General features: G+C 60.3%; 25 protein-coding genes and 2 pseudogenes. 16 read left to right on the top strand and 11 right to left on the bottom strand.

The genetic code is table 11. The features are described 5' to 3' along the window. The first annotated feature begins 129 nt into the window (after positions 1–129). The 4 genes from potA to PSUM_RS07090 all read left to right on the top strand — a co-directional run bounded on the left by potA (position 130) and on the right by PSUM_RS07090 (position 4,319). On the top strand, positions 130–1,272 hold the full coding sequence (potA, locus tag PSUM_RS07075; RefSeq protein ID WP_020798440.1) for a polyamine ABC transporter ATP-binding protein: 1,143 nt from the start codon (positions 130–132) through the stop codon (positions 1,270–1,272). Between the two features lie 29 nt (positions 1,273–1,301). Next, on the top strand, positions 1,302–2,183 hold the full coding sequence (locus tag PSUM_RS07080; RefSeq protein WP_162831853.1) for an ABC transporter permease subunit: 882 nt from the start codon (positions 1,302–1,304) through the stop codon (positions 2,181–2,183). Then, positions 2,180–3,064, top strand: coding sequence for an ABC transporter permease subunit (locus tag PSUM_RS07085; protein WP_020798439.1), 885 nt, complete (start codon positions 2,180–2,182; stop codon positions 3,062–3,064). The genes PSUM_RS07080 and PSUM_RS07085 overlap by 4 nt, the downstream gene beginning before the upstream one ends. A gap of 157 nt (positions 3,065–3,221) precedes the next feature. Further along, positions 3,222–4,319: a polyamine ABC transporter substrate-binding protein gene (locus tag PSUM_RS07090; protein WP_033044681.1), complete on the top strand. Its 1,098-nt coding sequence runs from the start codon at positions 3,222–3,224 to the stop codon at positions 4,317–4,319. A 287-nt stretch (positions 4,320–4,606) separates the two neighbouring features. Here PSUM_RS07090 and thpR read toward each other — a convergent pair whose 3' ends face one another. Next, positions 4,607–5,146 (bottom strand): RNA 2',3'-cyclic phosphodiesterase, encoded by a 540-nt coding sequence (gene thpR, locus PSUM_RS07095; protein ID WP_020798435.1) that lies wholly within the window; start codon positions 5,144–5,146, stop codon positions 4,607–4,609. Between the two features lie 110 nt (positions 5,147–5,256). Between thpR and PSUM_RS07100 the strand changes: the two genes are divergently transcribed. Further along, positions 5,257–5,451, top strand: coding sequence for a hypothetical protein (locus PSUM_RS07100; protein WP_020798434.1), 195 nt, complete (start codon positions 5,257–5,259; stop codon positions 5,449–5,451). Between the two features lie 14 nt (positions 5,452–5,465). Here the strand turns inward: PSUM_RS07100 and PSUM_RS07105 are convergent, their stop codons facing one another. Together PSUM_RS07105 and PSUM_RS07110 are read right to left on the bottom strand one after the other, a co-directional pair. Beyond that, positions 5,466–5,819, bottom strand: coding sequence for a DUF1428 domain-containing protein (locus PSUM_RS07105; RefSeq protein ID WP_020798433.1), 354 nt, complete (start codon positions 5,817–5,819; stop codon positions 5,466–5,468). Between the two features lie 15 nt (positions 5,820–5,834). Next, positions 5,835–6,899, bottom strand: a complete 1,065-nt coding sequence (locus PSUM_RS07110; RefSeq protein ID WP_020798432.1) for a hypothetical protein — start codon at positions 6,897–6,899, stop codon at positions 5,835–5,837. Between the two features lie 436 nt (positions 6,900–7,335). Here PSUM_RS07110 and PSUM_RS07115 point away from each other — a divergent pair, with 436 nt between their 5' ends. Beyond that, a complete protein-coding gene (locus PSUM_RS07115) occupies positions 7,336–7,596 on the top strand; it encodes a hypothetical protein (protein ID WP_020798431.1) in 261 nt (86 codons plus the stop codon). On the opposite strand, the gene PSUM_RS07120 is transcribed toward PSUM_RS07115, so the two are convergent. From PSUM_RS07120 to PSUM_RS07145, 6 genes are all read right to left on the bottom strand, one after another. Further along, complete coding sequence (locus PSUM_RS07120; protein WP_033039621.1) at positions 7,568–8,515, bottom strand: NAD-dependent epimerase/dehydratase family protein; 948 nt, start codon at positions 8,513–8,515, stop codon at positions 7,568–7,570. The genes PSUM_RS07115 and PSUM_RS07120 overlap by 29 nt on opposite strands. Positions 8,516–8,517: 2 nt before the next feature. Further along, positions 8,518–9,642 carry an HlyD family secretion protein gene (locus tag PSUM_RS07125; RefSeq protein ID WP_020798429.1) on the bottom strand — a complete coding sequence of 375 codons (1,125 nt, stop codon included), beginning with the start codon at positions 9,640–9,642 and terminating at the stop codon, positions 8,518–8,520. Between the two features lie 6 nt (positions 9,643–9,648). After that, complete coding sequence (locus tag PSUM_RS07130) at positions 9,649–10,491, bottom strand: hypothetical protein (protein WP_020798428.1); 843 nt, start codon at positions 10,489–10,491, stop codon at positions 9,649–9,651. Between the two features lies 1 nt (position 10,492). Next, entirely contained in the window at positions 10,493–11,821 is a 1,329-nt protein-coding gene (locus tag PSUM_RS07135) for a glycosyltransferase family 2 protein (RefSeq protein WP_033039616.1), read from the bottom strand. Next, on the bottom strand, positions 11,818–13,215 hold the full coding sequence (locus tag PSUM_RS07140) for a TackOD1 domain-containing metal-binding protein (RefSeq protein ID WP_020798426.1): 1,398 nt from the start codon (positions 13,213–13,215) through the stop codon (positions 11,818–11,820). Before PSUM_RS07140 ends, PSUM_RS07135 begins: the two co-directional genes overlap by 4 nt. A gap of 512 nt (positions 13,216–13,727) precedes the next feature. Continuing rightward, positions 13,728–14,621, bottom strand: a complete 894-nt coding sequence (locus tag PSUM_RS07145; protein WP_083349276.1) for a LysR family transcriptional regulator — start codon at positions 14,619–14,621, stop codon at positions 13,728–13,730. A gap of 132 nt (positions 14,622–14,753) precedes the next feature. On the opposite strand from PSUM_RS07145, the gene PSUM_RS07150 reads away from it, so the two are divergent. Further along, complete coding sequence (locus tag PSUM_RS07150) at positions 14,754–16,166, top strand: MFS transporter (protein ID WP_083349277.1); 1,413 nt, start codon at positions 14,754–14,756, stop codon at positions 16,164–16,166. Positions 16,167–16,172: 6 nt separating this feature from the next. Here the strand turns inward: PSUM_RS07150 and PSUM_RS07155 are convergent, their stop codons facing one another. After that, positions 16,173–16,622, bottom strand: a complete 450-nt coding sequence (locus PSUM_RS07155; RefSeq protein WP_020798423.1) for a cupin domain-containing protein — start codon at positions 16,620–16,622, stop codon at positions 16,173–16,175. Positions 16,623–17,471: 849 nt separating this feature from the next. Between PSUM_RS07155 and ahr the strand changes: the two genes are divergently transcribed. Further along, complete coding sequence (gene ahr / locus PSUM_RS07160) at positions 17,472–18,503, top strand: NADPH-dependent aldehyde reductase Ahr (RefSeq protein WP_083349278.1); 1,032 nt, start codon at positions 17,472–17,474, stop codon at positions 18,501–18,503. Between the two features lie 74 nt (positions 18,504–18,577). Here the strand turns inward: ahr and PSUM_RS07165 are convergent. Continuing rightward, positions 18,578–18,788, bottom strand: a pseudogene (locus PSUM_RS07165) (extracellular solute-binding protein); the annotation flags it as partial. On the opposite strand from PSUM_RS07165, the pseudogene PSUM_RS07170 reads away from it, so the two are divergent. The 8 genes and pseudogenes from PSUM_RS07170 to PSUM_RS07205 all read left to right on the top strand — a co-directional run. Beyond that, positions 18,776–19,081 (top strand): annotated as a pseudogene (locus PSUM_RS07170) (LysR substrate-binding domain-containing protein); the annotation flags it as partial. The pseudogenes PSUM_RS07165 and PSUM_RS07170 sit on opposite strands and share 13 nt — an antisense overlap. Positions 19,082–19,185: 104 nt before the next feature. Continuing rightward, entirely contained in the window at positions 19,186–20,037 is an 852-nt protein-coding gene (locus tag PSUM_RS07175; RefSeq protein WP_020800824.1) for a putative selenate ABC transporter substrate-binding protein, read from the top strand. After that, entirely contained in the window at positions 20,034–20,831 is a 798-nt protein-coding gene (locus PSUM_RS07180) for a phosphonate ABC transporter ATP-binding protein (protein WP_083349279.1), read from the top strand. Before PSUM_RS07175 ends, PSUM_RS07180 begins: the two co-directional genes overlap by 4 nt. Then, positions 20,825–21,652: a PhnE/PtxC family ABC transporter permease gene (locus PSUM_RS07185; RefSeq protein ID WP_020800826.1), complete on the top strand. Its 828-nt coding sequence runs from the start codon at positions 20,825–20,827 to the stop codon at positions 21,650–21,652. The genes PSUM_RS07180 and PSUM_RS07185 overlap by 7 nt, the downstream gene beginning before the upstream one ends. After that, on the top strand, positions 21,649–22,416 hold the full coding sequence (gene phnE / locus PSUM_RS07190; protein WP_083349280.1) for a phosphonate ABC transporter, permease protein PhnE: 768 nt from the start codon (positions 21,649–21,651) through the stop codon (positions 22,414–22,416). Before PSUM_RS07185 ends, phnE begins: the two co-directional genes overlap by 4 nt. A 152-nt stretch (positions 22,417–22,568) precedes the next feature. Continuing rightward, entirely contained in the window at positions 22,569–22,988 is a 420-nt protein-coding gene (locus tag PSUM_RS07195) for an organic hydroperoxide resistance protein (protein WP_083349281.1), read from the top strand. Positions 22,989–23,581: 593 nt separating this feature from the next. Then, complete coding sequence (locus PSUM_RS07200; protein WP_020800830.1) at positions 23,582–24,712, top strand: PAS domain-containing protein; 1,131 nt, start codon at positions 23,582–23,584, stop codon at positions 24,710–24,712. Next, a complete protein-coding gene (locus tag PSUM_RS07205; RefSeq protein ID WP_033043092.1) occupies positions 24,709–26,145 on the top strand; it encodes a sigma-54 interaction domain-containing protein in 1,437 nt (478 codons plus the stop codon). Before PSUM_RS07200 ends, PSUM_RS07205 begins: the two co-directional genes overlap by 4 nt. Positions 26,146–26,530 lie beyond the last annotated feature (385 nt).

Consider the following 26,530-nt stretch of genomic DNA (forward strand, 5'->3'; position numbering starts at 1 on the left):
GCAAAGTCAAAAGATCGCAGGCTTCGCCAGCTCCTACAGGGATCGCGACCCACTGACCGCTCGGGTTTGCAATCAACTATTAAGCCAGGCCGCGTTGGCCCGGCGAACGAAACCTGTTGGGAGTTTCACATGGCAAACGCCTCCAGCATCTACAGGAAGGCTCTTGAAGGTCACCAGGCACCGAAAAAGGTGTTGGTGAAAGTCGACCGCGTCACCAAGAAGTTCGACGAAACCACCGCAGTGGACGATGTGTCCCTGGAAATCCATCAGGGTGAAATCTTTGCCCTGCTCGGTGGTTCCGGTTCAGGTAAATCGACGCTGCTGCGCATGCTCGCCGGCTTCGAGCGCCCGACTGAAGGGCGCATCCTGCTCGACGGCGTGGACATCACCGACATGCCGCCGTACGAGCGGCCGATCAACATGATGTTCCAGTCCTATGCCCTGTTCCCGCACATGACCGTGGCGCAGAACATCGCCTTCGGCCTCAAGCAGGACCGGTTGCCCGCCAGTGAAATCGATGCCCGCGTCGAAGAAATGCTGCGCCTGGTGCACATGACCCAGTACGCCAAGCGCAAGCCGCATCAGTTGTCCGGCGGCCAGCGTCAGCGCGTGGCATTGGCCCGCTCCCTGGCCAAACGTCCAAAGCTGTTGCTGCTCGACGAGCCGATGGGCGCGCTGGATAAAAAACTGCGTTCGCAAATGCAGCTGGAGTTGGTCGAGATCATCGAGCGCGTCGGCGTGACCTGCGTCATGGTGACCCACGACCAGGAAGAAGCCATGACCATGGCCCAGCGCATTGCGATCATGCACCTGGGCTGGATCGCCCAGATCGGCAGCCCGGTGGACATCTATGAAGCGCCAGTCAGCCGCATGGTCTGCGAATTCATCGGCAACGTGAACGCTTTCGAAGGCACCGTGGTGGAAGATCTGGAAGGTCACGCGATCATTCACAGCACGGATCTGGAGCAGAAGATCTACGTCGGTCACGGCGTCAGCACCTCGGTGCAGGACAAGTCGATCACCTACGCCATTCGCCCGGAAAAACTGCTGGTCAGCACCACCAAGCCCGACACCCGCTACAACTGGTCCAGCGGCACCGTGCATGACATCGCCTACCTCGGCGGCCACTCGGTGTTCTACGTCAAGCTGCCTGGCGGCAAGGTCGTGCAATCGTTCATGGCCAACGCCGAACGCCGTGGCGCACGTCCGACCTGGGACGATCAGGTCTACGTGTGGTGGGAAGACGACAGCGGCGTGGTACTGCGCGCATGAGAACCTTCAATCAGCAATTCCTGCGCCTGGTGCCCAGCGGACGAAAACTGGTCATCGGCATTCCGTTCCTGTGGCTGTGCCTGTTCTTCATGCTGCCGTTCTTTTTGGTGATGAAGATCAGCTTCTCGGAAGCAGCCCTGGCCATTCCGCCCTACTCGGAGATCTACACCTACGCCGAGCAGAAATTCAATCTGTTGCTCAACATCGGCAACTACACGTTGCTGGGCGAAGATGAGCTGTACCTCTCGGCTTACCTCGGTTCGTTGAAGGTTGCGCTGTTCAGTACGCTGATGTGCCTGGTGATCGGTTTTCCGATGGCCTATGCCATTACCAAGGCAAGCAAGGAAGCACAGAACGTGCTGATGCTGCTGATCATGATGCCGACCTGGACCGCGATCCTGATCCGCGTGTATGCGTGGATGGGCATCCTCAGCAACAACGGCCTGCTCAACGGCTTTTTGATGTGGATCGGGCTGACCGATCACCCGATCGAGATCCTCAACACCAACACCGCCGTCTACATCGGCGTGGTGTATGCGTATCTGCCGTTCATGATCCTGCCGCTGTACGCCAACCTGGTCAAACACGACCAGAGCCTGCTGGAAGCGGCTTCGGACCTGGGTTCGAGCACCTTCAACAGCTTCTGGAAAATCACCGTGCCGCTGGCCAAGAACGGCATCATCGCCGGGTGCATGCTGGTGTTCATTCCAGTGGTCGGTGAGTTCGTGATTCCGGAGCTGTTGGGCGGTCCCGAGACCCTGATGATCGGCCGAGTGCTGTGGCAGGAGTTTTTCAATAACCGCGACTGGCCGGTGGCGTCCGCCCTGGCGGTGGTGATGCTGTTGATTCTGATCGTGCCGATTCTGCTGTTCAACCGCAGCCAGGCCAAAGAGATGGAGGCACGGGGATGAAACGCTTCGGATTTTCAAAGTTCATGCTGGTTTTCGGCCTGTCGTTTATCTACCTGCCGATGCTGATCCTGGTGATCTACTCGTTCAACGCCTCCAAGCTGGTGACGGTGTGGGGTGGCTGGTCGTTCAAGTGGTACGCCGGCCTGCTCGACAACTCGCAACTGATGGGCTCGGTGGTGCGTTCGCTGGAAATCGCCTGCTACACCGCGATTGCCGCGGTGGCGCTGGGGACATTGGCTGCATTCGTGCTGACCCGCGTCACGCGCTTCAAGGGCCGCACGCTGTTCGGTGGCCTGGTGACCGCGCCGCTGGTGATGCCGGAAGTGATCACCGGTCTGTCGCTGTTGCTGCTGTTCGTGGCCATGGCGCAAATGATCGGCTGGCCGATGGAGCGTGGCATCGTGACGATCTGGATCGCCCACACCACGTTTTGTGCCGCCTACGTGGCAGTGGTAGTCTCCGCGCGCCTTCGCGAACTGGACCTGTCCATCGAAGAAGCGGCCATGGACCTGGGTGCGAAACCGTTCAAGGTGTTCTTCCTGATCACCATCCCGATGATCGCGCCGTCACTGGCGGCCGGCGGCATGATGTCGTTTGCCCTGTCGCTGGATGACCTGGTACTGGCGAGCTTCGTCTCGGGCCCGGGTTCCACCACCCTGCCGATGGAAGTGTTCTCGGCGGTGCGCCTGGGCGTGAAGCCGGAGATCAACGCCGTGGCCAGCCTGATCCTGTTGGCTGTGTCGATCGTGACCTTCATGGTCTGGTACTTCAGCCGCCGCGCCGAAGCCAGCCGTAAACGGGCGATCCAGGAAGCGATGGACCAGACTGCCAGCGAATCCTGGCAACAACCGAAAAAGCAAATGGTCGGAGCAACGGCCTAGCACCACCCCCTGTAGGAGCGAGCATGCTCGCGATGGACGTCAACGATGGCTTGGGCAATCTGAATGAACGCGTTGTCCTTGAGTTTTTCGTCGGAACGCCGCCCGGAGCAGGCTCGCTCCTACAAGGATTTGAATAAGAAAAGAAATGGAGTTGTACATGAAAATGTTTGGCAGGACTCTGCTGACACTGTCCTTATTGGGCGTGATCGCCTCGGGCGCCCAGGCCAATGACAAGGTTCTGCGCGTCTATAACTGGTCGGATTACATTGCCCCGGACACCGTCAAGAAGTTCGAAGACGAGACCGGCATCCGCGTGACCTACGATGTCTTCGACAGTAACGAAACCCTTGAAGCTCGCTTGCTGGCGGGCAAGTCCGGCTACGACATCGTCGTGCCGTCCAACAGTTTCCTGGCCAAGCAGATCAAGGCCGGGGTCTATCAGGAGCTGGACAAGTCGAAGCTGCCCAACTGGCAGAACCTCAATCCGGTGCTGCTGAAAAACGCCTCCGCCAGCGACCCGGACAACGCCCACGCCTTCCCGTACATGTGGGGCTCGATCGGCATCGGCTTCAACCCGCAGAAGGTCAAGGATGTGCTTGGCGCCAACGCCCCGACCAACTCCTGGGACCTGCTGTTCAAACCGGAAAATGCTGAAAAACTCAAAGCCTGCGGCATCAGTTTCCTCGACTCGCCCACCGAGATGATCCCGGCCGCCCTTCACTACCTGGGCTACCCGGCGAACGACAAGGACAAGGCGCACATCGCCGAAGCCGAAGCGCTGTTCATGAAAATCCGCCCATCGGTGGCGTACTTCCATTCCTCGAAGTACATCTCGGACCTGGCCAACGGCAACATCTGCGTGGCCGTCGGTTACTCCGGCGATGTGCTGCAGGCCAAGGCTCGCGCCCAGGAAGCCGGGGACAAGGTGAAGATCGACTACAGCATCCCGAAAGAAGGCGCCGGCAGTTTCTACGACATGGTCGCCATCCCGCGCGATGCCGCCAACGTCGAGAACGCCTACCTGTTCATGAACTTCCTGATGCGCCCGGACATCATCGCCGAGATCACCAACAACATCGGCTACAGCAACGCCAATGCGGCCGCAACGCCGTTGGTGGATGAGGCGATTCGCAATGAGCCGGGTTCGTATCCGCCCGAAGCGGTGATGGCAACCTTGTATGCCATCCCTGACCAGCCGATTGCGGTACAGCGGATCATGACCCGGGGTTGGACCAAGGTGAAACTCGGCCAGTAATTCACTGCACATAAGTGTTGAACTTGATGCCGCTTTCGCGAGCAGGCTCGCTCCCACAATGGAATACGTCCCCCTGTGGGAGCGAGCCTGCTCGCGAAGAGGCCATAACATTCAACCTGGATTTCAGCTTTAGCTTTTCTATTCATGCAGCGCCTTACCACCGCTGCATCCCTCACCTGGCTCCTCGGTTAAGGTGAAGTTTGGCGCCCTCGGGCGCCTTTTTTTGTGATCGTTCCCACGCTCTGCGTGGGAATGCAGTCCGGGACGCTCCGCGTTCCAGCTTTAAGTCAAACACCCCCCAACGGCCATTCGGCCAGCGCCCGGTAACGGCCCTTGTGCGATTCGAACAACGCGAAGCGATCAGCACGCAGGACAAACTCGGGTGGCGTGGGAGACTCCGGCACCGGCGCCCGATAGTCTCGAGCCAAGGTCAAGTGCGGGCGAAATTCCCGTGGTGCATCCTCAAGGCCAAAGGGCAACAGGGCCTGCTCCAGGTCATACACCAGCCGCAACAACGCGGGCGATGCCTGCTCGGGTGCCAACACCAAGACCCCTGCCCTGCGCCAGACGTCGAGTCGATCGAGCTCCACGGTCAAGCGTTCGCCCGACGTTCGTACAGACGCGGCAGCCGTGCAGATATCGGCAATCTGCGCGATCGCGACCGCCCCCAGAAACTTCAAGGTCAGATGAAAGTTCTCGACCGGCACCGCACGTCCGCTGCGCAGTTGCAAGGCGCTGCGCCACTGGGCGATGGCCTTGCGTTGCGCCGGCGCGCAGCCGAGCGCGAAAAACAAGCGCTTGAACGGCTCATGGGTTTCGTCATTCATGCCAGATATCTCTGCCGGAAATAACCTGAGTCTACAACCTGCAAGGCCGCTTCTGGCGTCTGCCGGCATGCAAGTTATAGTTGATGCAGGCGAACCAACCGGAGGGAAGCATGCGACAGATCCTCAGTAAGGAACCCTGGTGGGCCACCCCCCCAGAACCCGGTCAGGATGAACTCAAGCTGGAATGGGGCTGGCTGGTGCATTACAGCGAAGGCGAGCCGCGCTTCGAGTTTGTCCGCGAGCGACCGTCCGATGACGAAATCCGCAACCGCAAGAGTTGCCGGATCACCCCGGCGGCGGAGTGATCCGGCGGTTCGGATCAAGCCTTCACGATCATTTCGAAACCGCCGAAGATCATCCTTTGACCATCGAATGGCATGGGATTGACGTCCGGTTGCACCCGCGGATCGCTCATCAGTTTCGCCATCCCGGCGTCACGCGTGGGCTTGTCCGGCCAGACGATCCAGGAAAACACCACGGTTTCGTTTTCTTTGAGTTTCACCGCCATGGGAAACGAGGTCACCTTGCCGTCAGGCACGTCGTCACCCCAACACTCGGCGAGGCTGAGCGCGCCGTTCTCGATGAAAATGGCAGCGGCCATCTCGGCGTGCTTGCGGAATTTTTCGCGGTTGGCGGTGGGTACGGCAATGACAAAGCCATCAACATAGGACATGAGGTTCTCCTTGGGTCATGGGTTGATCTGTTGATTAGTCGACTGGGTCGGGCTCCAATCGACAGACCCTGGGTCCGTACCGACCGACGGTTGGGCGCTTTGCGCCAGGCTCCCCTCTATCTGCGAGGCCATGTACAAGGTGCCCGCCATCACACCGGTGGTCGGGTTCTGCAGCAGCTTGGTCCAGGCCTTGTCGAACGTGTTGCCCAGGCTGCTGCGGATCAACGCTTCGCTGTCCGGTCGATCGTTGGCCTGGATGATCGCCCGAACGCCCGCGACGCCGACGGAAATCAACGCGCCGGCCAACTTGCCCGCTGCCGCCGCTACCGCACTGGCCGCCCCACGCGGGGCCATCTCGGCTTCGATGCGTTGACTGGCGCGCTTGGCCACCGGTGCCATGGCGGTGTCCGTCGAGCCCACACCCTTGTCGCCACCGGCCTTGTGGACCTTGTCGACCAGCGCGGCGTACGCCGGCAACGCGCTCAACTGCTCAGCATGCACCACCTGGTACAGCGAGGCGTCCCTGGCGGGCGGCGGCCCGAGGGCAATCGCGGGAACTTTGCGGATGCGACCATTGAGCTGCGCCATCGGCACGCCATGACGTTGGGAAATTTTCTGCAGTTCTTCCTTCATTATGTCCAGGTAGAACGCCGCTGCCAGGGTGAGAATCGCATCCGGATCCACCTCAAGCGCCGCCGGAGCCAGCACCTTTTCCTGGTACTTCTCCAGCAGATACGCTGCCAGGCGTTTCTCCGTGGCATCCTGCTCGCCCTTGGCACTGATGGTGTACCAACTGACCTTCATCGATAGCCATTCCTGGGTCCAGTAACTGCTGAACCAAGGAATGAAATTTTCTTCGGTCAGCTGATAGACCCGGGTGCGCCAGTAATCCATGGCGCCGTGGGCGTAGATTTTTGCCTGCTCGGTGGCCGACTGCGACGCATCGATAATTTCCCGGTCCACTTGCTGCCAGGTACTTGGAGAAATCATGATCTGCGGCACTTCTACCGGGGCAGGCGGAGCCGTGACGCATCCCGCCAACACTACCAGCACGGCGACGATCAGCGAACGCAGGTTCAAGATCGCGGTTCCTGAAGTGTAAGCCGAACGGGAGGTTCGGCGCTCTGAGGCCCCTGGTTTGAGTATAGGTGGCGGCGGGTAGCCGCTCAGGATTGATGGTGCTCTTGAGGCTGCCATCGTGGGCAAGCCCGCTCCCACAATGGTTACAGGTGTACACAACAATCGTGTTCCAACCCGATCCCCTGTAGGAGCGGGCTTGCCCGCGATGGGGCCATCAGAAACACCCACAACATCAGACCATCACTCCCATCGATATTCACCATCGCCACGATTGCCTTCCGCCCACGCACCGTCAGCGTAGGATCAGTTCCAACCCAACACAAAACCCTGTAGCGGAGGGTAGAACCATGCTGATCCATCTCCTGACCTGCCTGGCCCTGACGGCCTTCACGTTAAGCGTATTCGGCTGGTTCTTTCTCTCTGAGGAGCGCACGTCATGATCACCAACGTCACCTTGGCCGTGAGCTTTCCGGTGTTCGGCAACAACTACTACTCGCAGCAATTCGAGTCTCGTAAAGTATTGACCCTGATGTTCGACGAAAAATTCGAGGCACTGCTGATTCCGGCAGCCGGTCATCACTTCAGTAACGAAGTGATCGGGCTCAACGATCAGTTCCGCTTTCTCAATGACGTATTGGCCGAGCATTTGCTGGCAACCGAAGTCGCCTCTAGCGCCCGCCGGCATCAATACTTCTGAGAAGCTGACCCAGCCCCTCTGCAAAACAGGTCGGTTTTTCCAACGAAAAATGCCTCAGCAATCGACTGTTGTCGGCGAGAGAGTGCCTGATGTCACCGGATCGCGGCGCATCGTAGGCCAGCGAAAGCGGCCAACCCAGCAGTTCGCCCAGCATCGTCGCCAGATCGTTCAAGCTGGTGGAGCGGTTAAACCCGACATTGATCGGTTCATTACGCGGTTTTGATTCAGTGACCGCCTGTACCAGGATCTTGACCAGGTCATTGACATAGACGAAGTCCCTTGTTTGCTCTCCATCACCATAAACGGTGATGGGGAGTTTTTTTTGTGCCCGTTCACTGAAAATACTGATGACGCCGGAATAAGGCGACGAAGGATCCTGGCGCGGTCCATAAATATTGAAGAAGCGCAGGATGACCGGTTCCAGTCCGTGCTGGCGGCGATAGAAATCAAGGAAGTGTTCGCTGGCCAGTTTGTCGGCGGCGTACGGCGTCAGGGGATTTTTTGGTGTGTCTTCACTGATCGCGGTGCCTTCGCCGTTGTTGCCGTAAATCGCTGCACTGGAGGCGTAGACCACCCGCCTTACACCTGCCTGGCGCATGGCTTCACAGATATTGAGCGTACCGATGAAGTTGCTCTGGTGCGTGGCGATCGGGTCATCGACCGAGGCCTGCACCGAGGCGACCGCGGCCAGATGGACCACCGCGGTGCAGTCTTTCATGGCGCGCGCTACCGTCGAGGCATCGGCGACATCCCCCACTACCAAGGTCAAATGACAACGATCAATCGGCAGGTTGGATAATTTCCCGGTGGAAAGATCATCCAGGACTCGAACGCTGTAGCCGTATTCGAGCAGGGCTTCGACAAGGTGCGAGCCGATGAAGCCGGCGCCACCGGTGACCAGGATTCGCTCAGCAGTCATCATCATTGAGCCTCCGATACGCGGGTGCTGGGGTTTTGTGGTCGATCCATTGCAATCAAGTCCCCTAATTGGTTGATGAACTCACGGCTGTCACTGAGCAATTGTGGCCAATCAGTGGGAAAACGAACATTCAACGGCAATTGATCAATGCGCCAACGAGGCGACAGCGGCTGATCAAACCGCGCGGCGACCTGCAAGCCCATTTCGCTGGCTGCGAACGGCCCGCGCAATACTGTTGGCGTGCGACCCGCGCTGTCGACTGCCTGGACCACATGAGCGCTCAACCACTCGCCGTCCGGCATGCGTACCCGCAGCGGTTGACCAATCGCGGCGTAGCTGATGTTCAACGGTTCCAGATAAATCCACAGCAGCGGGTCTTCCAGTCGCTCGATGCGCATCAGCAATGTGCCAGCACCAACGTTCTCGCCGGGATTGACCAGTACTTCCGCCACGCGTCCACTTTGCGCGGCGTTGATCGGTAGCGCGGCAAGGCGAGTCTTCAACCACTGTTGCTCGGCCTGCTGTTGGATAACATCGCGCTCAACGCTCAACGGCGCCTGGTTAGCCAATTGTTCACGGCGCTCGAATGCCAGCAGGTCCGCCCTGAAACCGTCGAGTTCTGATTTGGCCGTCAACACTTCACCGGGAGACACAGCACCTCGATAAACCAGGTCTTCGAGCACCTTCACCCGTTCCTGGGCGCGGCCTATGCGGGTCTGCAGCAATGCCCGTTCGCTGCCGCCCAATTTGATATTGCGCGCAGGCTTGGTATTGGTCGGCATGGCCGCCAGTTGCGATAACCTGGCGCGCCATTCCGGGTTGTCGAGATTGACCAGGGGCTGGTCAGCCCGGACCTGATCACCGGCCTTGACGAACAGTTGCTCGACCCGACCGGTATCACGCGCACGCACCTCAAGAATCGGCAGGCGCAACTGTGCCGGCGCGTCGATCATCAGCATGCCGTAGACCAGCTTGCCTCCCAGCCAGATCAACGGGCTGGCGACCAGCAGCAGGATCAGGTACCAGCGCACGCGAAAGGCCATGCGTTTGCCTGGCGCGTAGAGCACGGTCAAACCCTGTTCCTGAGTCGGACTCAATTCTTTACGACTATCGAAACGAATCTTCATGACGGCTCACCGTTTTGGAAAGTCTCGCCAGGCTTGCCAGTCGATGCCGGCAATCCCCAGGGGTTGCAGTTGCTCACGCCAGACACTGCTCTGGTGTTGCAACTGTTCGGTCGACGCGCCGGCCCAGGATTCCGTGGCATCCAGTTGTGGCTCCGTGCTTTGGGCGAGGCGAAATTGCAGTTCGGGCCAGCGCCGGGCTATCTGCTCTGCCATCCGAGCGCTGTTTTTTGGGTTGCGGGTGTAAATCATCAGGCTGACCTGGCGCACACCGGCGGCGGGAAGCCCGCATGGCACGCAGGTTTGTCCGGGCTTGGTCTCGGCGAACCAGCGATGATGGCTGGAAATCTCGACCGGCCAAGGGCTCTCTCGGGATGCCGCGCGCAAGGTATCGAGCAAGTCCTTCAAACGCTGGTCAGGCACAGGCACGCCCAACTGCTCGACCTCCAGGTCAAGGTGCAGGCTGGTGAATGAAAGCCCTTTGAGTTTGTCCAGCAGCTCGGTGAGCTGGTGGCGCTCCTGCGGCTTCATCCATTCAGGATCGCCCAGCAACAGGCTCACTTGCAGCCCCTCGCCGGCTGCCTCCTGCAGCAATTGCTCAAGGCGCTGGCGCGTCGTGGCGAGGTCCTCCAACTGCGCGCCCTTGAGGCCAAGATAAATCTTGTCCATTCCGGCTCTGCGCAGGGCCGTCAATTCTGCCGCGCGATGATCGGGATCGAGCAATACCTCGCTGTCCCAGACATAACTGGCCTGGGACCATTTTTGTGCCTGTGCCGCTTCAAGCGTCATGGGTTGTACCGCCAGCAACACCGTGGGCATCCACAGCGACGCGGCCAGAATTATCGATCGCATGTCAAAACCTCGTGGCACGTTTAAGCACCCACCATGGCGCCATCGAGCTTTCTTCATGGCCGCGACGAAACATCTCGTTGAGCATGGCCACGACGCTCCAGCACCGCAGGAGCAGCATGAACATCGGGAACAGAGGCACCAGCAACCCCAGCACCATGTCCTGTCGAGGCCGGTCGGAGACCATCACCAGCATGGCTGCGAACATCAGCAGGGTGATCAACAGGTACAGCAGGTAGATCAGCGCAAACAGGAACAACAGCGTCTTGCCCGGCAGGATGAACAGCGCCAGCAAGGTATAAATGAAGATGACAAACGGCAGCACCAACTGGAAGAAAAAGCCCGTGATCAGGATCATCACAAAGGTGGGCCAGCCCAATAATGTGGGGCTGATATTGTGGTTGTGCTTTCTGATATAGAGAAAAAACAGGTCGCCATCCCAGCGCAAGCGCTGCATCAGAAACTGGCTCAGCGTCGCCGGTGCATCGGTATGTCCTACCGCTTCGGGCTCGAACGGAATCCTCAGGTCATGCCGCTTGAAGTAACTCTTGATGCGCAACGTCAGGTCCAGATCCTCCGCGGTGTGCGTGTTCCAGCCACCGATTTTCACCAGGAAACTGCGACGGAACGCGCCAAAGGCCCCGGAAACGTTATTGACCAGGTTCCATTCGGCCAGACCGATTTTCGACATATGGATCGACAGCAGGTACTCCAGCGCCTGCATCGCTGTCACCCAGGAACCCCAGACATTGCGCACACGCAGGCTACCGGCTACCGCAGGCACCTTAGGGTCCTCGAAATGCCGCACGATGGAAGCGACCATGTTGTTGTCGAAGGATGTATCGCCATCGAGCGCCATCACGATTTCGCCGCCGGCAAGCGACAGGCCGGCGTTGAGGGACGACACCCTGCCACCCCTCTGCCATTTGGCGATCGGCCGTAAATGGCGCTTGGGGTATAACTGCGGGTCTACATGGAAATTGCGAACGGCGCTGAGTGTGGCCTGGTTCACCGTGGCGCCATCCACCACCGGGATCATCTCGATGTGGCCGCCATAGGTTTGCTCACACAGGCTCAACAGCGTGGTCTGAACGTCCATGCCCTCGCTGTAGCAGGTAATGATGCAAGAGACCTTGGGTCGGTAAATACTGATCTTCGGAACACTGGTACGCCGACGGGTGAACCAACGCAATACGCCCAGCAACACGATGATGATCATGGGCAGTTCGAACAGGATGAACGCTGGAAAAAGCATGTAGAACAAGCGGCTCAATCCATCCGGCCCTGCGAGCGCGCTGAGTGCACTCAAGAGTTGCTCCAGGAATGGGCTCATGCCGTGTCACCCAGCTCACCGGCCATACGCGCCAGTAACAGCTCGCCATCTTCTTGATCGAGTAGATCCCGGGGTGCAGTGATACTGATGACACGCAAGGTAATGTCGCTGACCTCCGGCGCTGAAAACAATTCGGCGACCCGACCCAAGCGGCGCTTGACGACTTCCAGCCCCTTCTCGTCGGTATGGGGAAGCATGATCCAGAAGAATTCTTCGGTACTGCGCGAGCAACGGTCCGTTTCCCTGACAGATTCCTGCAATCGATCGGCCACGCTATCTATAAAGGCATGGCCGCGTTGTTCGCCCAGGTGCGACAACGCACCGGCAAGGTTGACGAAGCGCAGGCCGATCAGTGAAAACTCAGGCACCGGGTGGCGACGCACGATCTGCATCTGCCAGGTCAGCAAATCATAGAAGTCCTTGCCACCTAACAGACTGAGCCGACCGAAATGCTCAACCGTCTTTTCACTGAACTCCTGGCGGCAGCGGAATCGCCCGGCCTCGGACAGGCGCAGATCCCTGACTTCCCGTATGCGCAACTTGTCGGGTGTGTGTGACAGGCCGCAATCCAGGCAGCGCGCCTGCACCTCGGCATCGACAAAAAACGCCTGACACGACCGGCAACGATAATTCTCCATCGGGCGGTCGTAATCGCTACCAATGTGGCGCAGCCGGTTCAAACAGTTGGGGCACAGCAACACCCCGTCCTTGAGAAATGACTCCTGTGCGCCAACATGACCACAGGTAAAACAATGCAATGAAGGTTGCCGTGCAATGTCCATGGCGTGACATTCGGTACACACATCAATGTAATTGAGGCGGCCCGAACCACAATCCGAACAGAGCCGGACGCGATCCACCAGAACCCCCTCTTCCAGCCAGTCCTGTTGCACCATCAGGCTGAGCCAGACGAACGCGTTGACCTGCTCGCTGTCTGCCAGGGCGTCCAGCAACGGATAACGATAGTGCTGAGGCACCTCCGGATCGCGTAAGGCAAGCAACTGAGCGCCTTCGCGCAACCACAGCCAGGAAAGCACCCGGCTTTCGAAACGTTCGGGGGCCGAGCCATGTTCGAACAGCCGGAAGCGTTCCTGCCACACGCTCCAGAGCCTTTTTATTTCGCTAGTCTCGACGGGACACGCGCCATCGCCCAAGGCTTCACACCAGCCATCCTGATCACGGCAGCAGAAAATCAGCGTGTAGCGGTAAGGGGCAAGCGTGCGCAATTTTCGTAGCACTTTGCCAGCATACGCGGCTGGCATGTCCAGTAACACCACATCAAATGCTTCGGCAGCCAGCAAGCTGCCCAGATCGGTAAAGTGCTCAAGCTCTGGAAGATTCAGGCTCGGAACTCTGTTACCGAATATCGCAACCCTGGGGTTTGAAGTCGGCATGACGCACGTCCTCTACAAACAGACAAGTGCGGTTAATTGGAGGAAGGAACACTAGCATCACATTTGCGAAGTGTCCGATTTTATTGTTCAAGTTATTTTTTGACTCGGCCAGCGCCAAAAATTCGTCGCCATTCGTCGATAAATTCTGACGCGGCATTCATGAGACAGACGGCGCCTTCAATACAAACAAATTATTACAAAAAAACGTTTTAAATCAAAAATTTAAACATTGTAATTAAGAAAAAGCCCTATCAATCAAAACTACCGGTGAGCATCGAACATTGATAGCTTCAAGCGCCCCAATTGCAACTGAGAGACTCTTCCAATTACTCAGAATAACTTCCCAACACACTATGACCCACGAATACCGCAAACAATCTTATAAGTTCAAAGTTTTTTATATCATCGAAGCCGAGACATATAACCAAACCAAAACATATCCGCAAACAGTTACAACAATGATACAGCCATTACTTTAATATCAAATCAGGTAAATACAAGTGAATCGGTAGTTAATCAAAAGTACAAACTTCCCGCAGACAGCCACGCAGCCATCGATGCACTGGATCGGCATTCAGTCGGGGATGCCAGATCATGGCCAGGGAAAATGGAGGCAGTGACAATGGCAGTGCAAAGCTGTGCATACCGCACCGCAGATTGGCAGTATGCCGCTCGGGCACACTGGCAATCAGATCGCTCGATCGGGCAAGTGCCAGTGCCGTCGAGAAGCCGGCGACCATGGTCGCGATGTGCCGTTGCAACCCGAGCAGCTCCAGGGCTTCGTCAATCGACCCCTTGTCCAGTCCTCGCCGTGACACGCTGATGTGGCCGTGCGCAGCAAAACTCGCGGGCGTTATCTCGCCATCGCACAGCGGGTGCCCCGTGCGCACCACGCCGATGAAACGATCGCGGAACAATCCCTGGGTAAGCAGTTCCGGGCTTGCGGCCTGGCCCACCACACCCGTTTCCAGATCGACCGTACCGTCGCGCAGTGCAGCGCTGTCCTTGTCGGGCTTGTGCATGAAGCGCAGGCGTATGCCCGGCGCTTGTTCAGCGACGCGGGCGATCAGCGCGGCGCCGAAGTTTTCGACAAAGCCTTCGCTGGTGCGCAACGTGAATGTGCGCACCAAGTGCATGAGGTCAGGTTGCTCGGCCGGGCGCAGCATCGCTTCTGCCTCCTGCACAAGCTGACCGACCCGCTCGCGCAACTCCAGCGCACGCGGTGTAGGCACCAGGCCACGCCCGGCCCTGACCAGCAGCGGATCGCCAGTGGTTTCACGCAGTCGCGCCAGGGCCCTGCTCATCGCCGATGGACTCAGGCGCAGGCGCTTGGCGGCACGGGCGACGCTGCCTTCTGTCAGGAGCGCATCAAGGGTAGTCAGCAAGTTGAGATCGGGTGTGGACATACGTGGCCCCATGGTCGGCTGATGTGGCGCTGTATGCATGTATCAAGTGCGATTCGTGCGCCTTCCGCCATGTTAGGCCCGGGCGTAGATTTCTGGTAGCTCCAATCGGGAGTGACCAGAGAGGAGAACATCATGAATGACGGATCTGCAGTCGCGGCAGTTGCTCAACGGACGCCTTCGGTGAAAGGGACGCTGGCCAGCCTGTCGTTGGCAATGTTGTTGTCATCGCTGGGTACCAGCATCGCCAACGTCGGCCTGCCATCCCTGGCCCAGGCATTCAGCGCGTCCTTTCAACAAGTGCAGTGGGTCGTCATCGCCTACCTGCTGGTCATTACCACCTTGATCGTCAGCGTCGGTCGATTCGGTGACCTGGTCGGTCGACGCCGCCTGTTGCTGTGCGGCATTGCCCTGTTCACATTGGCTTCGGCCTGCTGCGCACTGGCGCCCAATCTCGGTCTGCTGATCGCTGCCAGGGCGCTGCAAGGCTTGGGCGCGGCAATCATGATGGCGCTGACCCTGGCGTTTGTCGGCGAAACGGTGGCCAAGGGCAAGACTGGCGGCGCCATGGGCCTGCTGGGGACGATGTCGGCCATTGGCACCGCGCTGGGCCCGGCGCTCGGCGGTGTGCTGATCGGCGAATTCGGCTGGCGTTCGATGTTCCTCATCAGCGTGCCTCTGGGCATGGCGACATGGCTGCTCGCGCAACGCTACTTGCCCGATGATCGCCCGGCGCAATCCGGGTGTACGGGGTTCGATCCGGCAGGCACGCTGTTGCTGGCCCTGAGCCTCGCCGCCTATGCCCTGGCCATGACCCTTGGACGCGCGCACTTCGGCCTGCCGAATATCGTCCTGCTGCTGGCGGCCTGCCTGGGTCTCGGATTGTTCGTGCGGGTTGAATCGCGGGTCGCGGCACCCCTGGTGCGCCTGGCCTTGTTTCGTGACAGCCGCCTCAGCGGCAGCCTCGCCATGAGCCTGCTGGTGACCACCGTAATGATGGCCACGCTGCTGGTCGGGCCGTTCTACCTTTCACAGACCCTGCGGTTGTCGGCAATGGAGATCGGCCTGGTGTTGTCGGTCGGGCCACTGGTCGCCGCGCTGACCGGCGCGCCCGCCGGGCGCATCGTCGACCGTTGCGGAGCCCCTGGCATGACCCTCGCCGGGCTCTTGGGCATGGCGCTGGGCTGCTTGATGTTGTCGCTCGTGCCCGAGTCGTTCGGCGTGGGCGGCTACCTCGCCCCCATGGTCGTCCTCACCCTGGGCTATGCGGTGTTCCAGACCGCCAACAACACCGCCGTGATGCTCGACGTTGCGCCTGATCAACGCGGTGTAGTGTCTGGCCTGCTCAACCTTTCGCGCAACCTGGGGCTGGTCACCGGGGCCTCGGCCTTGAGCGCCGTGTTCGCCTTGGCCTCAAGGGCGGTCGACATCGGCACCGCGCATCCGCAGGCCATCGCCAGCGGCCTGCGCACGACGTTTCTGGTCGCGCTGGGGCTGATCGTCGTCGCCTGCCTGATCGCATGGCGCAGGCAGGCTAACGGGCGGTAAACGCGATTACTGCTCCAGTACCACCAGCGGTGTGTCCTTCTTGACGATGTAGGTCGCCAGTTCCGACGCCTTGCCCTGGCCCACATTCTTGGCCACATGGGCGGTGCCGGCGGGGATGTACAAGGAGTCACCGGCCTTGAGCGTAACGGCCGGTTGCCCTTCGAGCTGATACTCGAAGGTGCCGTCGATGACGTAGGCCACTTCCACCCCGGGGTGCGAGTGTTTCGGCGACACCACGCCCGGGTCGAAATCAACGCGCACCTGGATGACTTCGCGCCCGGCGACATCCAGGTCACGGCGCACCAGGTCCGTGCGCTTGAGGCCGGCCTGCCAGTTTTTCGCCGGCGGCTGACCCGCCTCCTGGGCTTGGGCAAGGCCGGTGAAAGCGGTCAATGTTGCGGTGACGAGGGCAACGCCGAGCAGGCCTGCCGCGTAGCGGGTGGGGGTTCGGGACATGCTGATTCTCCGGTGTGCGTTAGGTAAAAGCCGTTAGGGGGCGGTTGCATTACGCACTCGCCGTGTAACGCCTTCGTGTCCTGTCACCCCGGTTTTTGTATGCGACTGTAGCTTTGTGAATGGCGGATACGTTGCGATACGTCTTGCGGATGATCGGGAACTTGGGGTGTAGATCCAGCGCTACGGTAACGGCCACTTAGGGTTCCGCTATTACAGCGGGTCACTTTGAAAAGCGGCACGCCGCCCGGGCTGGAGCGAGCATGTCGAATCGTCGCACCGTCGCGATGGAGGTCAACGATGACGCGGCCTGTCTGGATGAATGCGTTGTCTGGAAGTCCATCGCGAGCAGGCTCGCTCCCACAATGGAATCGCGGACAGATCTGCAATCAGGTCGACTTTAAGGCCGCCTCGATGTTGCTGTTGCTTTGGCTTTTGATTTTCTTGCCCCCTCGAGAGGCCGAGTGGAGGTTCTGCGCAGTGGCTAAACCGGCATGGATGCCGGTTTAGCCGCGCTGGGCCATGGATGGCCCATCGCGGCGGGCCCTGTAGGAGCGAGCATGCTCGCGAAAAACGCCAGAACAACACGGGCATTCAGATAGCCCTCGTCATCGTTGACGACCATCGTCGGAACGCCGCCCGGAGCATGCTCGCTCCTACAGGCTCTTCCAAGTGACTCGCCGTAAGGGCGAAACCCTAGGTGGCCGTTACCGCAGGAATGGATAGGTGCACAGTCAACAAAATCCAGGTCAGCTGCCAGGACGCCTTCGCCAACAAGTCTGCACGCCGCACCGCTGGCTAGCTCCTACAATGCTTGTGCGCCGCCCCTTTCCCTGGATCTGGAGGTACACCATGAGCGAGAACACCGAACTCACCACCTTTACCGGCTGGGCCGCCACCGCGGCGGGCGCGCCGCTGGAGCGCTACAGCTATGATCCCGGCCCGCTGGGGCAAGAAGAGGTGGAAGTCGCCGTGGAGTACTGCGGCGTTTGCCACTCCGACCAGTCATTGATCGATAACGATTGGGGCATCAGCCACTACCCTTTCATCCCCGGCCACGAAGTGGTGGGCCGAATCGTGCGCGCGGGTGCACAGGTGCACGGTCTCGAAGTGGGACAACGGGTGGGTATTGGCTGGTACAAGGGCAGTTGCATGCATTGCTCCTCGTGCATCGAAGGCTCACATAATCTGTGCCGCACCGCACAGCCGACCATCATCGGCAGCAACGGCGGCTTTGCCGATCGACTGCGTTCCCACTGGGCCTGGGCCCTGGCAATACCCGATGGTCTCGATCCGGCGATGGCCGGACCGCTGTTCTGCGCAGGCTCCACAGTGTTCAACCCGCTGCTGGAATTCGCCATCAAGCCCACCGACCGGGTCGGTGTGGTGGGCATCGGTGGCCTCGGTCATCTGGCGCTGCGCTTCCTCAACGCCTGGGGCTGTGAAGTGACTGCCTTCACGTCATCAAAGGGTAAGGAGGACGAAGCCAGACGCCTGGGCGCGCACAAGGTCGTCACCTCCACCGACAGCGACGCCTTGAAAGCCATTGCCGGCAGCCTGGATTTTCTCCTGGTCACCGCCAATGCCGACCTCGACTGGCCGGCCATGCTGGCGACCCTGCGCGGTAAAGGACGCCTGCATTTCGTCGGTATCGTGCCCAACGCCATCCCGGTGCATGTATTTGACCTGATTCCCCAACAAAAGAACCTGTCCGCCTCACCGGTCGGCTCGCCGAGCAACACCGCGACCATGCTCGAGTTCTGCGCCCGTCATCAGATCCTGCCGCAGGTCGAGATGTTTCCCATGAGCCAGGTCAATGCGGCCATCGATCACCTGCGCAGTGGCAAGGCGCGTTACCGCGTCGTGCTCGATGCCAGCAAATGACACAAGGCGCATCGGGTTATCCCGATGCGCCTTGCGCTACAGCGTTGTACCCGTGCGGGCAGTGGTCGATGACGTCAGGGCGCGGTGGCCGTCTTGAATTTGGTCCAGGTACGCATGCGCGCCCGCATGTCCGCCTGGGGGATATCCTTGCCGGGAATCAGCCGCGCATACGTGGCTTCGTCGATGTAGATGTCAGGGTTGTGTTGCTGATGGCGGCCATGTTCTTGGGCGCATGACGAAGTTGATGAATGTATAGGCATGCTCCGGATGCCTGGGCGGTGGAGGCCGGCATGGATGTCGGCCAGCAGGATCAGGGGATGAACTTCTCCGATCCCGGTCTGTTGCTGGATGCGGCTTGCGCGGGGCTCGGCATTGCGCTGGTCAGCCAATTGCTAAGCCGGCAAGCCTGTGCCAATGGCTTGCTGCAGCCGCTGGTGGAACCGACCATCCGCGGACCTAATTGGGCCCTGCTGACCCATCGTGATAGCGAGAACAGTGCGCGAAGCTTCAGCGATTGGTTGCTGCGCCAGCTGCAAGCCCAAAACCCGGAAACGGGTAGTGGGAACAATGGCCCGTAACCCTTACAATCGCCGCACTTCGTCTACCCTCAACAAGCACCTGACGGCTATTCATGCGTGTCAGGCGCTTGCACATATTTGCGCTAATGAACCGGAGAACTTCCATGCTCAAACGCACCCTGGCCTTGGCTGTCGGCTTGACCCTGTCGCTTTCCACCCTGCTGGCGCAGGCGGCCGACACCCTGAAGGTCAGCGCCATTCCGGATGAAGCCCCCACCGAACTGCTACGCAAGTTCCAGCCCCTGGGCAGTTACCTGGAACAGCAATTAGGCATGAAGGTCGAGTTCGTGCCGGTCAGTGACTACCCGGCCGTGGTCGAGGCGCTGGCCACTGACCGGATCGACATGGCCTGGCTGGGTGGTTTCACCTTCGTCCAGGCGCGGCTGAAGACTGGCAATGCCATTCCCTTGGTGCAGCGCGAACAGGATGCCCAGTTCACCAGTAAGTTCATCACCGCCGACCCGAACGTCAAGTCTCTCGCCGACCTCAAGGGCAAGACCTTCGCCTTCGGTTCGGTGTCCTCGACGTCTGGCAGCTTGATGCCGCGCTATTTCATGCTGCAGGACGGCATCAAGCCGGAAACGTTCTTCAGTCGCGTGGGCTACTCCGGTGCCCATGACGCCACCGTTGCCTGGGTCCAGGCGGGCAAAGTCGACGCCGGTGTGCTGAACGCCAGCGTCTGGGAAAAGCTGGTCAAGGCCGGCAAGGTCGACACCAATAAGGTCAAGGTCTTTGCCACCACCCCGGCCTACTACGACTACAACTGGACCGTGCGCGGCACCCTCGACCCGGCCCTGGCGGCAAAGATCAAGGCCGCCTTCCTCGCCCTCGATCCGGCGAACCCTGAGCAAAAAGCGATCCTGGACTTGCAGGCTGCCAGCCGTTTCATCGAGACCAAGCCTGAGAACTACAAGGGCATCGAGGAAGCCGCACGCGCCGCCGACCTGCTCAAATGACCTTGCACCTGACCCGGGTCAGCCTCACCCACGCCAACGGCGTACAGGCATTGCGCAGCCTGGACTTGCACATCGAAGCCGGTGAACAGGTCGCCATCATCGGCCCGTCCGGCGCTGGCAAGTCGAGCCTGCTCAACGTCCTTGCCACCGGCCTGCGCCCTGGCAACGGCGAATTGCAGGTGCTGGGTGAACAGCCCTGGCATCTGTCGGCGCGCCAGCGCCAACGCCTGCGCGCGCGTATCGGCCTGGTGCATCAAGCACCGCCGCTGCCACCGCGCCAGCGGGTGATCACTGCGGTGCTGGCGGGAAAAATCGGCCAATGGGGATTGGGCAAGAGCCTGTTGAACCTGGTGCATCCGCTGGATGTCCCGGGGGCTCGCGCGGCATTGGCCAGGCTGGACCTGCACGACAAGCTCTTCACCCAGTGCCAGCAATTGTCCGGCGGTCAACTGCAACGCGTGGGCATTGCCCGGGTGCTGTACCAGGCCCCCGAGGTATTGCTGGCCGATGAACCGGTGTCGGCCATGGACCCGGTGCTGGCCGGCCATACGCTCAAGGTTCTCTGCGAGCATGCGCGCGAGCATGCCGTTACCCTGGTCGCCAGCTTGCACGCGGTGGACCTGGCGCTGGCGCATTTCTCGCGGATCATCGGCTTGCGTGACGGGCAGATTCTGTTCGACCTGCCGGCCAGCGCCGTCGACCGCGAGCAGCTCGATGCACTCTACGCCAACGAACAGTTGCAGCCCTCGCCGCCCCCGGTCCTCCCCTTGAGTGTGCAGATTCCCCGATGCTGAGCCGTGACACCCGTGACCCCGCCGCCCGACCACGCCTGCTCCTAAGCCTGTTGGCGATTGCCCTGTTGTGGCCGGGCATGCGCTTGAGCGAACTGGACCTGAGTGTGTTGCTGGCCAGTGACAACCGGGGCGAGATGGGTCGCTTTGTCGCGACCTTCTGGCCGCCCGCCCATGGCGCAGAATTCCTCGAGCTGTTGTGGCAAGCCACTTTGCAGACCCTGGCCATCGCCACGGCCGGCATGGCCCTGGCGCTGCTCCTGGCGATCCCCGCCAGCCTGCTGGCCAGCCGCGCGCTGTCGTTGTCGGCTGCGTCCCGCGCCGGTCGCCCGAGCCTGTGGGGGCAACTGCTGCGCTGGCCGGTGCGCGGCGTGCTGATTTTCCTGCGCAGCGTGCCGGAAATCGTCTGGGCGCTGCTGTTCGTGCGCGCCGTTGGCCTGGGCCCGACGGCCGGGGTCCTGGCCATTGCGATTACCTACAGTGGCATGCTGGGCAAGGTCTACGCGGAAATCTTCGAGTCGGTAGACCAACGCCCCGCCCACGCGTTGCTGCAAGCCGGCAGTGGTCGGCTGGCGGCATTCAGCTACGGGATCCTGCCCAATGTCGCGGCGGAATTGTTGTCGTACACGGTGTACCGGTGGGAATGCGCTATTCGCGCTTCGGTGGTGATGGGCTTCGTCGGGGCCGGTGGCCTGGGCCAGCAAATCGACCTGTCGATGCGCATGTTCGCCGGCGGTGAGGTGGCCAGCCTGTTGCTGACCTTCCTCGTCCTGGTGCTGTTCGCCGATCAGTTGAGCAGGCTGCTGCGCTGGAGGCTGGCATGAAGCGCCTGCTCAACCTGCTGCTGGTGCTGTGCATCGGCACCGCGGTGCTCACTTCGTTCCGCTACCTGGGTATCGACCTCGGTGAACTGGGCGCCAGTGGCAACCTGAAACAGATGGCCGCCTATGTGCAGCGCTTTCTCAGCCCGGACCTGAGCACGGGGCATTTGCAGGCCATTGCCCGCGGCGCGCTGGAAACCCTTGCGATGTCAGCCCTGGGCACGCTGTTGGCAACAGTGTTCGGCTTGCTGCTGGCGTTGCCCGCGGCGGGTCGATTCGGCTGGCCGTTGCAGGGACTGTCGCGCCTGATACTCAATGCCTTGCGCGCAATTCCGGAGCTGGTGTGGGCGGTGCTGATGGTCCTGGCCGCCGGGCTCGGCCCCAATGCCGGCACCCTGGCCTTGGCGCTGCACACGACCGGTGTGCTGGGCCGGCTGTTTGCCGAAGCACTGGAAAATACCCCGCCCGAACCTGCCGATGCGATCCGCCTGCAGGGGGGCAACGCCATAGGGGCGTTCTGCTACGGCACCCTGCCCAATCTGTTCCCGCAGTTGCTGGCCTATATCCTGTACCGCTGGGAAAACAACATCCGCATGGCCAGCGTGCTCGGTTTCGTGGGTGCCGGTGGCCTGGGACAAATGCTCTACCTCAGCCTCAGCCTGTTCCAGGAAGCCCAGGCCAGCACGGTCATACTCGCGATGCTGGTGTTGGTGTTTGCCGTCGACACCCTGAGCAGCTGGAGTCGCCAGCGCTGGGTGAAAGCCTGAGGTTTTGTATCAATGTGTATTGATCGCCGGCGAACGTACACAGCGATACACATCCCTCGGTTCAGGACACATTTCCATGACATGAAGATGAAACAGTGGGTGGGTCGCACTTCAGCCAGGACTGAAGCCCCCAACCTCAGCAGGAGTCTTGCATGATCAATCAAATCGAAACTGTCCTTTACACCGGCAGGACCGTGACCACTGGCGGCCGTCAAGGCGAATCGCGAAGCGACGACGGCCGCCTGGACATCAAGCTATCCCCGCCCGGTTCTTCCGGTAGCGGCACCAATCCGGAACAGCTGTTGGGTGCGGGCTGGTCGGCTTGCTTCATCGGCGCCATGGGCAAGGCAGCCACTGCGTTGAAGGTGAGCTTGCCGGCTGACGTGAGCGTTGCTACTGAAGTGGACCTGGGCAATACCGGCAATGCCTATTTCCTTCAGGCGCGCCTGAATGTCAGCCTGCCGGGCCTGGACCCTGTACTGGCCAGGACGCTGGTGGACGCAGCGCATCAGACTTGCCCGTACTCCAAGGCAACCCGTGGCAATATCGATGTCACGATCAACCTGGTATGACAGACAAACAAATGCCCCGGAGTTCGGGGCATTTGATCTTGGCTAGCTGTATATATCCAGCTGCACAAGTCGGCTTCAAGAGCCAAGTAGGTGGCCAGCGCTGGTCTCTGGCTTACGAGGTTTATCAGGACTCCCACAGCAACAGCAATAAGCGCTGTCCTGCTTCACACGGCATAAGGGCTGGATCTCAGCGCGGAGATCTTTCTAACCGTGTACCCTTCGGAGCGCGCCCCACGCGTCCTCGCTATCCGCTTGCGCATCAGTCTGCGTTTTCACCTACAACCTCAGATTAGCAAAACAACCGGCGTGTGGGCCGGTATTTTTAGATCGATTTTTTCCTGTAGGAGCCGGCTTGATGGCGAACGCGAATTTACCCACGCCTTCACTGACAGCCCAGCGCCTGCGCATCACCATTGATTTTTCAACACGCTGCGGGTTTGCCGATTATGCTGCAATAACGCAGCACTCGATCATCACGGTTGCGCGTATGCCCTCCTGTTCAATGGTTTTTGAGTTGGCATGCGAAATGCCCTGTCAAATTGCCCTGGCACTGTGTGCCCAGGTCCCATTAGCCGAATCGAGCCGATCCACCGATGGATATCCTGAATTTGCTGGCAAACAAAACCCAGCCCCTGACCAGTACCTTTGCCGCCGACGGACAACTGCTCAGCCTGTCCTCCAGCCTGAGCGATCAATTGGGCTATGCACCTGAAGAACTGCTCAATCAGCCGATCGAACGTGTACTGAGTCTCGAATCGTTGCGCACGGTACAGGCGCTGCTTGCCAACCCGCCCGCGGACGAGCTGGTCCACAGCCTGGAACTGACGCTAATACGGCGCAACGGCGGCCTGCTGCCTGTGATTGCCAGCGGCTTGCTGCAATGGCGTGACGTGCAACCAGCCTGCCTGCACCTGTTGATGATTGCGCTGGGCACACTGGGGCACCGGTTGCGGGAGATGCATAACGCCAATGAGGTGATGAACCAGATGCTGCAAAGCGCCAAGGTCGCCTATTGGTGCATCGAATTCGCCGAGGCGGTGGACATCAACCATGCCCCGGATGAGATTGTGCGCCAGGTGTTCGAAAACGACTCTCATTGGCGCCTGTGCAACCGGGCCATGGCCGAGGTGTACGAGATGCCGTCGGATGTCGATTTCAACCAGCAACCGGTGCGCCTGTACTGGCCGCGCAGCCCGGCCAACGAAGAATTCGTGCGACGCCTGATCGAGGCCGGGTTCCATGTCGACGGAGCACTGTCGGTGGATCGCCGCCACGATGGTTCGCCTGCCTACGTGGAGAACGACGTCCGGGCCACCATCGTCAATGGCCAGCTGTTGCGCATGTGGGGCAGTATTCGTGACGTCAGCCAGGAGTTGCGCATGCAGCACGATGCCGAGCAGCGCATCGACGCCTTGCGCCGGGTCTTCGATGCCGTGCCTGACGCAGTGCTGGTCATCGATGAACACCTGCAACCGCAATGGCGCAACGCAGCCTTCGAGGACACCTTCGGCATCACCCATGGCGCCGGTATCGCCCGCTTGCTGCTGGACAATGCCTTGCCCGAACGCACCTGGCACAGCCTGCCCCTACCGGATTTGAGCGGGCGCAGCCTGAACTTCAATGTGCATTGCTCGCGCATCCTGATTCGCGAAGGCGTGGCCTGGCGCGTGGCGGTGTTTCGCGCATGCCAGGGCGTTCGCACCCCCCAAGAGTTGCACCCATGAAAGACTCCAACCTGCCACCCACGCTGCAGATGGGCATGCGTTCTTCGGTCAATGTCAGCAGCGAAGTGCTGGGCGCGCTGCTGGAAACGCCGGCCTTGCATGCCTTGCTCGACAGCTTCAGCGAAGCGCTGATCGTCACTGACGGCGAGGGCCGATTGCGCTTTATCAACCTGGCCGCCGAACGCGTCAACCGCCTGTCCAAGCAGCAGGCCGTGGGGCTGTCCGAAAGTGATTTTTTCCAGCGCTCGGCGTTGAACTACGACGATTTGCTGGCAGCGTTGAACCGCGGTGGCAACAGTGCGTTGACCCGCTCTCGGGAAGGCCGGGTGCTGCTCAGCAGTACCCACGCGATCCCCACGGGGGCCTACGAAAAACCGTTCAGGATGCTCACCCAGAAAGACTTCGACGCCAGCCAGCCGCAGCGCCGGGCTTCGCTCAATACCCGGCCACCGGAGCCTCAAGGCCTGCGTGATCCGCAGGACAACGCCCTGCACCTGTCACCGCAGCTGTCGAGCATCGCCGACACCGGCGTGCGGGCTTTTCGCCGGCGCGCGCGTCTGTTGCTGCTGGGTGAACCCGGCGTCGGCAAGACCGCCATCGCCCGGCACATTCATCGTGCGGCTGGCTGGGGGGATCGTCCGTTCATCCACGTCAATTGCGGGAGCATCCCGGAGAGCCTGTTCGAGTCCGAGATGTTCGGCTACGAGCGCGGCGCCTTCACCGGCGCCCTGGCGGGCGGCAAGCAAGGCTATATCGAAGCAGCGTCCGGCGGTACCTTGTTCCTCGACGAGATCGGTGAGATCCCGCTACACGTACAGGCCAAGCTGCTGAAATTTCTCGAAGACAGCACCATCCAGTCGGTCGGCTCGCCCCTGAGCAAATCCGTGCAGGTACAGGTGATTGCCGCCACCAACAAGGACTTGCGTCATCTGGTGGACATGGGTGAGTTTCGCGCCGACCTCTATTATCGTCTTGCCGTGCTGCCGGTGGAGATTCCGCCGTTGCGCCAGCACCGCGATGACTTGCCGTTTCTCATCGACATCCTGCTGAGCCGAATCAATGGCGATCGCGTACCGTCCCTGAGCCTGTCCGCCGGGTGTCGCAAGCGTCTGCTGAGCTACGACTTCCCGGGCAACATTCGCGAGTTGGTGAACATCTTCGAACGCCTGGCGGTGCTGGCTGACGATGAGGCGCAGGAGCATCACCTGCCGGCTGAACTCCTCCAACCGGTGCGTTCACGGGAACAGTCAGCCCCCTCGGTCGTGCAGGATGAAGCCTCGGACGACCCTCAGCAAAACCTCAAGCTTCAGGTTCAGCATTTTGAACGGCAGGTGATTTTGCGCGCGGTGCATTTGTGTGGGAGCAAGCGTAAGGCTGCGCAGCATTTGGGGATTGATATAGGGACGCTGATTCGCAAGCTGCAACGGGATTGACTGGGGGGATGGAGTACATATCCATTGCTGCGGTAACGGCCACTTATGGTTTCGCTCTTACAGCGAGTCCCTTTTTCAAACGCCAAAAAGGAACCAAAAGGCTTTGCCCCACCACTCGGTGCCTCGCTAGGGCTCGGCATGCCCTCACTCCGGCATTGCTCCGTGGGTCGCCGCGATGGGCCATCCATGGCCCAGCGCGGCTAAACCGGCGTCCTGCCGGTTTACCCACTGCGCAATGCCTGCGTTCGGCCATCGTGGTTTAACGGGGCGCCCAGATCAAAAACAAAGCGAGGCGGCCTGACAGCCGACCTGACTTTTGCAGATACCCCCCGCTCCCACAATGGGATCGCGGACAAAGCTGCAATCAGGTCGGCTGTCAGGCCGC

Origin of the sequence: Pseudomonas umsongensis (assembly GCF_002236105.1) — a bacterium.
In the GTDB taxonomy this organism is placed as follows: domain Bacteria; phylum Pseudomonadota; class Gammaproteobacteria; order Pseudomonadales; family Pseudomonadaceae; genus Aquipseudomonas; species Aquipseudomonas umsongensis.

Excerpts from the sequence above, each read along its gene's own strand:
- potA (WP_020798440.1), top strand. The coding sequence starts at position 130 with ATGGCAAACGCCTCCAGCATCTACAGGAAGGCTCTTGAAGGTCACCAG.
- PSUM_RS07115 (WP_020798431.1), top strand. The coding sequence starts at position 7,336 with ATGATCACCAACGTCACCTTGGCCGTGAGCTTTCCGGTGTTCGGCAAC.
- PSUM_RS07120 (WP_033039621.1), bottom strand. The coding sequence starts at position 8,515 with ATGACTGCTGAGCGAATCCTGGTCACCGGTGGCGCCGGCTTCATCGGC.
- ahr (WP_083349278.1), top strand. The coding sequence starts at position 17,472 with ATGAGCGAGAACACCGAACTCACCACCTTTACCGGCTGGGCCGCCACC.
- PSUM_RS07090 (WP_033044681.1), top strand. The coding sequence starts at position 3,222 with ATGAAAATGTTTGGCAGGACTCTGCTGACACTGTCCTTATTGGGCGTG.
- PSUM_RS07100 (WP_020798434.1), top strand. The coding sequence starts at position 5,257 with ATGCGACAGATCCTCAGTAAGGAACCCTGGTGGGCCACCCCCCCAGAA.
- PSUM_RS07175 (WP_020800824.1), top strand. The coding sequence starts at position 19,186 with ATGCTCAAACGCACCCTGGCCTTGGCTGTCGGCTTGACCCTGTCGCTT.
- phnE (WP_083349280.1), top strand. The coding sequence starts at position 21,649 with ATGAAGCGCCTGCTCAACCTGCTGCTGGTGCTGTGCATCGGCACCGCG.
- PSUM_RS07140 (WP_020798426.1), bottom strand. The coding sequence starts at position 13,215 with ATGCCGACTTCAAACCCCAGGGTTGCGATATTCGGTAACAGAGTTCCG.
- PSUM_RS07185 (WP_020800826.1), top strand. The coding sequence starts at position 20,825 with ATGCTGAGCCGTGACACCCGTGACCCCGCCGCCCGACCACGCCTGCTC.
- PSUM_RS07145 (WP_083349276.1), bottom strand. The coding sequence starts at position 14,621 with ATGTCCACACCCGATCTCAACTTGCTGACTACCCTTGATGCGCTCCTG.
- PSUM_RS07180 (WP_083349279.1), top strand. The coding sequence starts at position 20,034 with ATGACCTTGCACCTGACCCGGGTCAGCCTCACCCACGCCAACGGCGTA.
- PSUM_RS07205 (WP_033043092.1), top strand. The coding sequence starts at position 24,709 with ATGAAAGACTCCAACCTGCCACCCACGCTGCAGATGGGCATGCGTTCT.
- PSUM_RS07155 (WP_020798423.1), bottom strand. The coding sequence starts at position 16,622 with ATGTCCCGAACCCCCACCCGCTACGCGGCAGGCCTGCTCGGCGTTGCC.
- PSUM_RS07200 (WP_020800830.1), top strand. The coding sequence starts at position 23,582 with ATGGATATCCTGAATTTGCTGGCAAACAAAACCCAGCCCCTGACCAGT.
- thpR (WP_020798435.1), bottom strand. The coding sequence starts at position 5,146 with ATGAATGACGAAACCCATGAGCCGTTCAAGCGCTTGTTTTTCGCGCTC.
- PSUM_RS07150 (WP_083349277.1), top strand. The coding sequence starts at position 14,754 with ATGAATGACGGATCTGCAGTCGCGGCAGTTGCTCAACGGACGCCTTCG.
- PSUM_RS07130 (WP_020798428.1), bottom strand. The coding sequence starts at position 10,491 with ATGCGATCGATAATTCTGGCCGCGTCGCTGTGGATGCCCACGGTGTTG.
- PSUM_RS07125 (WP_020798429.1), bottom strand. The coding sequence starts at position 9,642 with ATGAAGATTCGTTTCGATAGTCGTAAAGAATTGAGTCCGACTCAGGAA.
- PSUM_RS07135 (WP_033039616.1), bottom strand. The coding sequence starts at position 11,821 with ATGAGCCCATTCCTGGAGCAACTCTTGAGTGCACTCAGCGCGCTCGCA.
- PSUM_RS07085 (WP_020798439.1), top strand. The coding sequence starts at position 2,180 with ATGAAACGCTTCGGATTTTCAAAGTTCATGCTGGTTTTCGGCCTGTCG.
- PSUM_RS07105 (WP_020798433.1), bottom strand. The coding sequence starts at position 5,819 with ATGTCCTATGTTGATGGCTTTGTCATTGCCGTACCCACCGCCAACCGC.
- PSUM_RS07195 (WP_083349281.1), top strand. The coding sequence starts at position 22,569 with ATGATCAATCAAATCGAAACTGTCCTTTACACCGGCAGGACCGTGACC.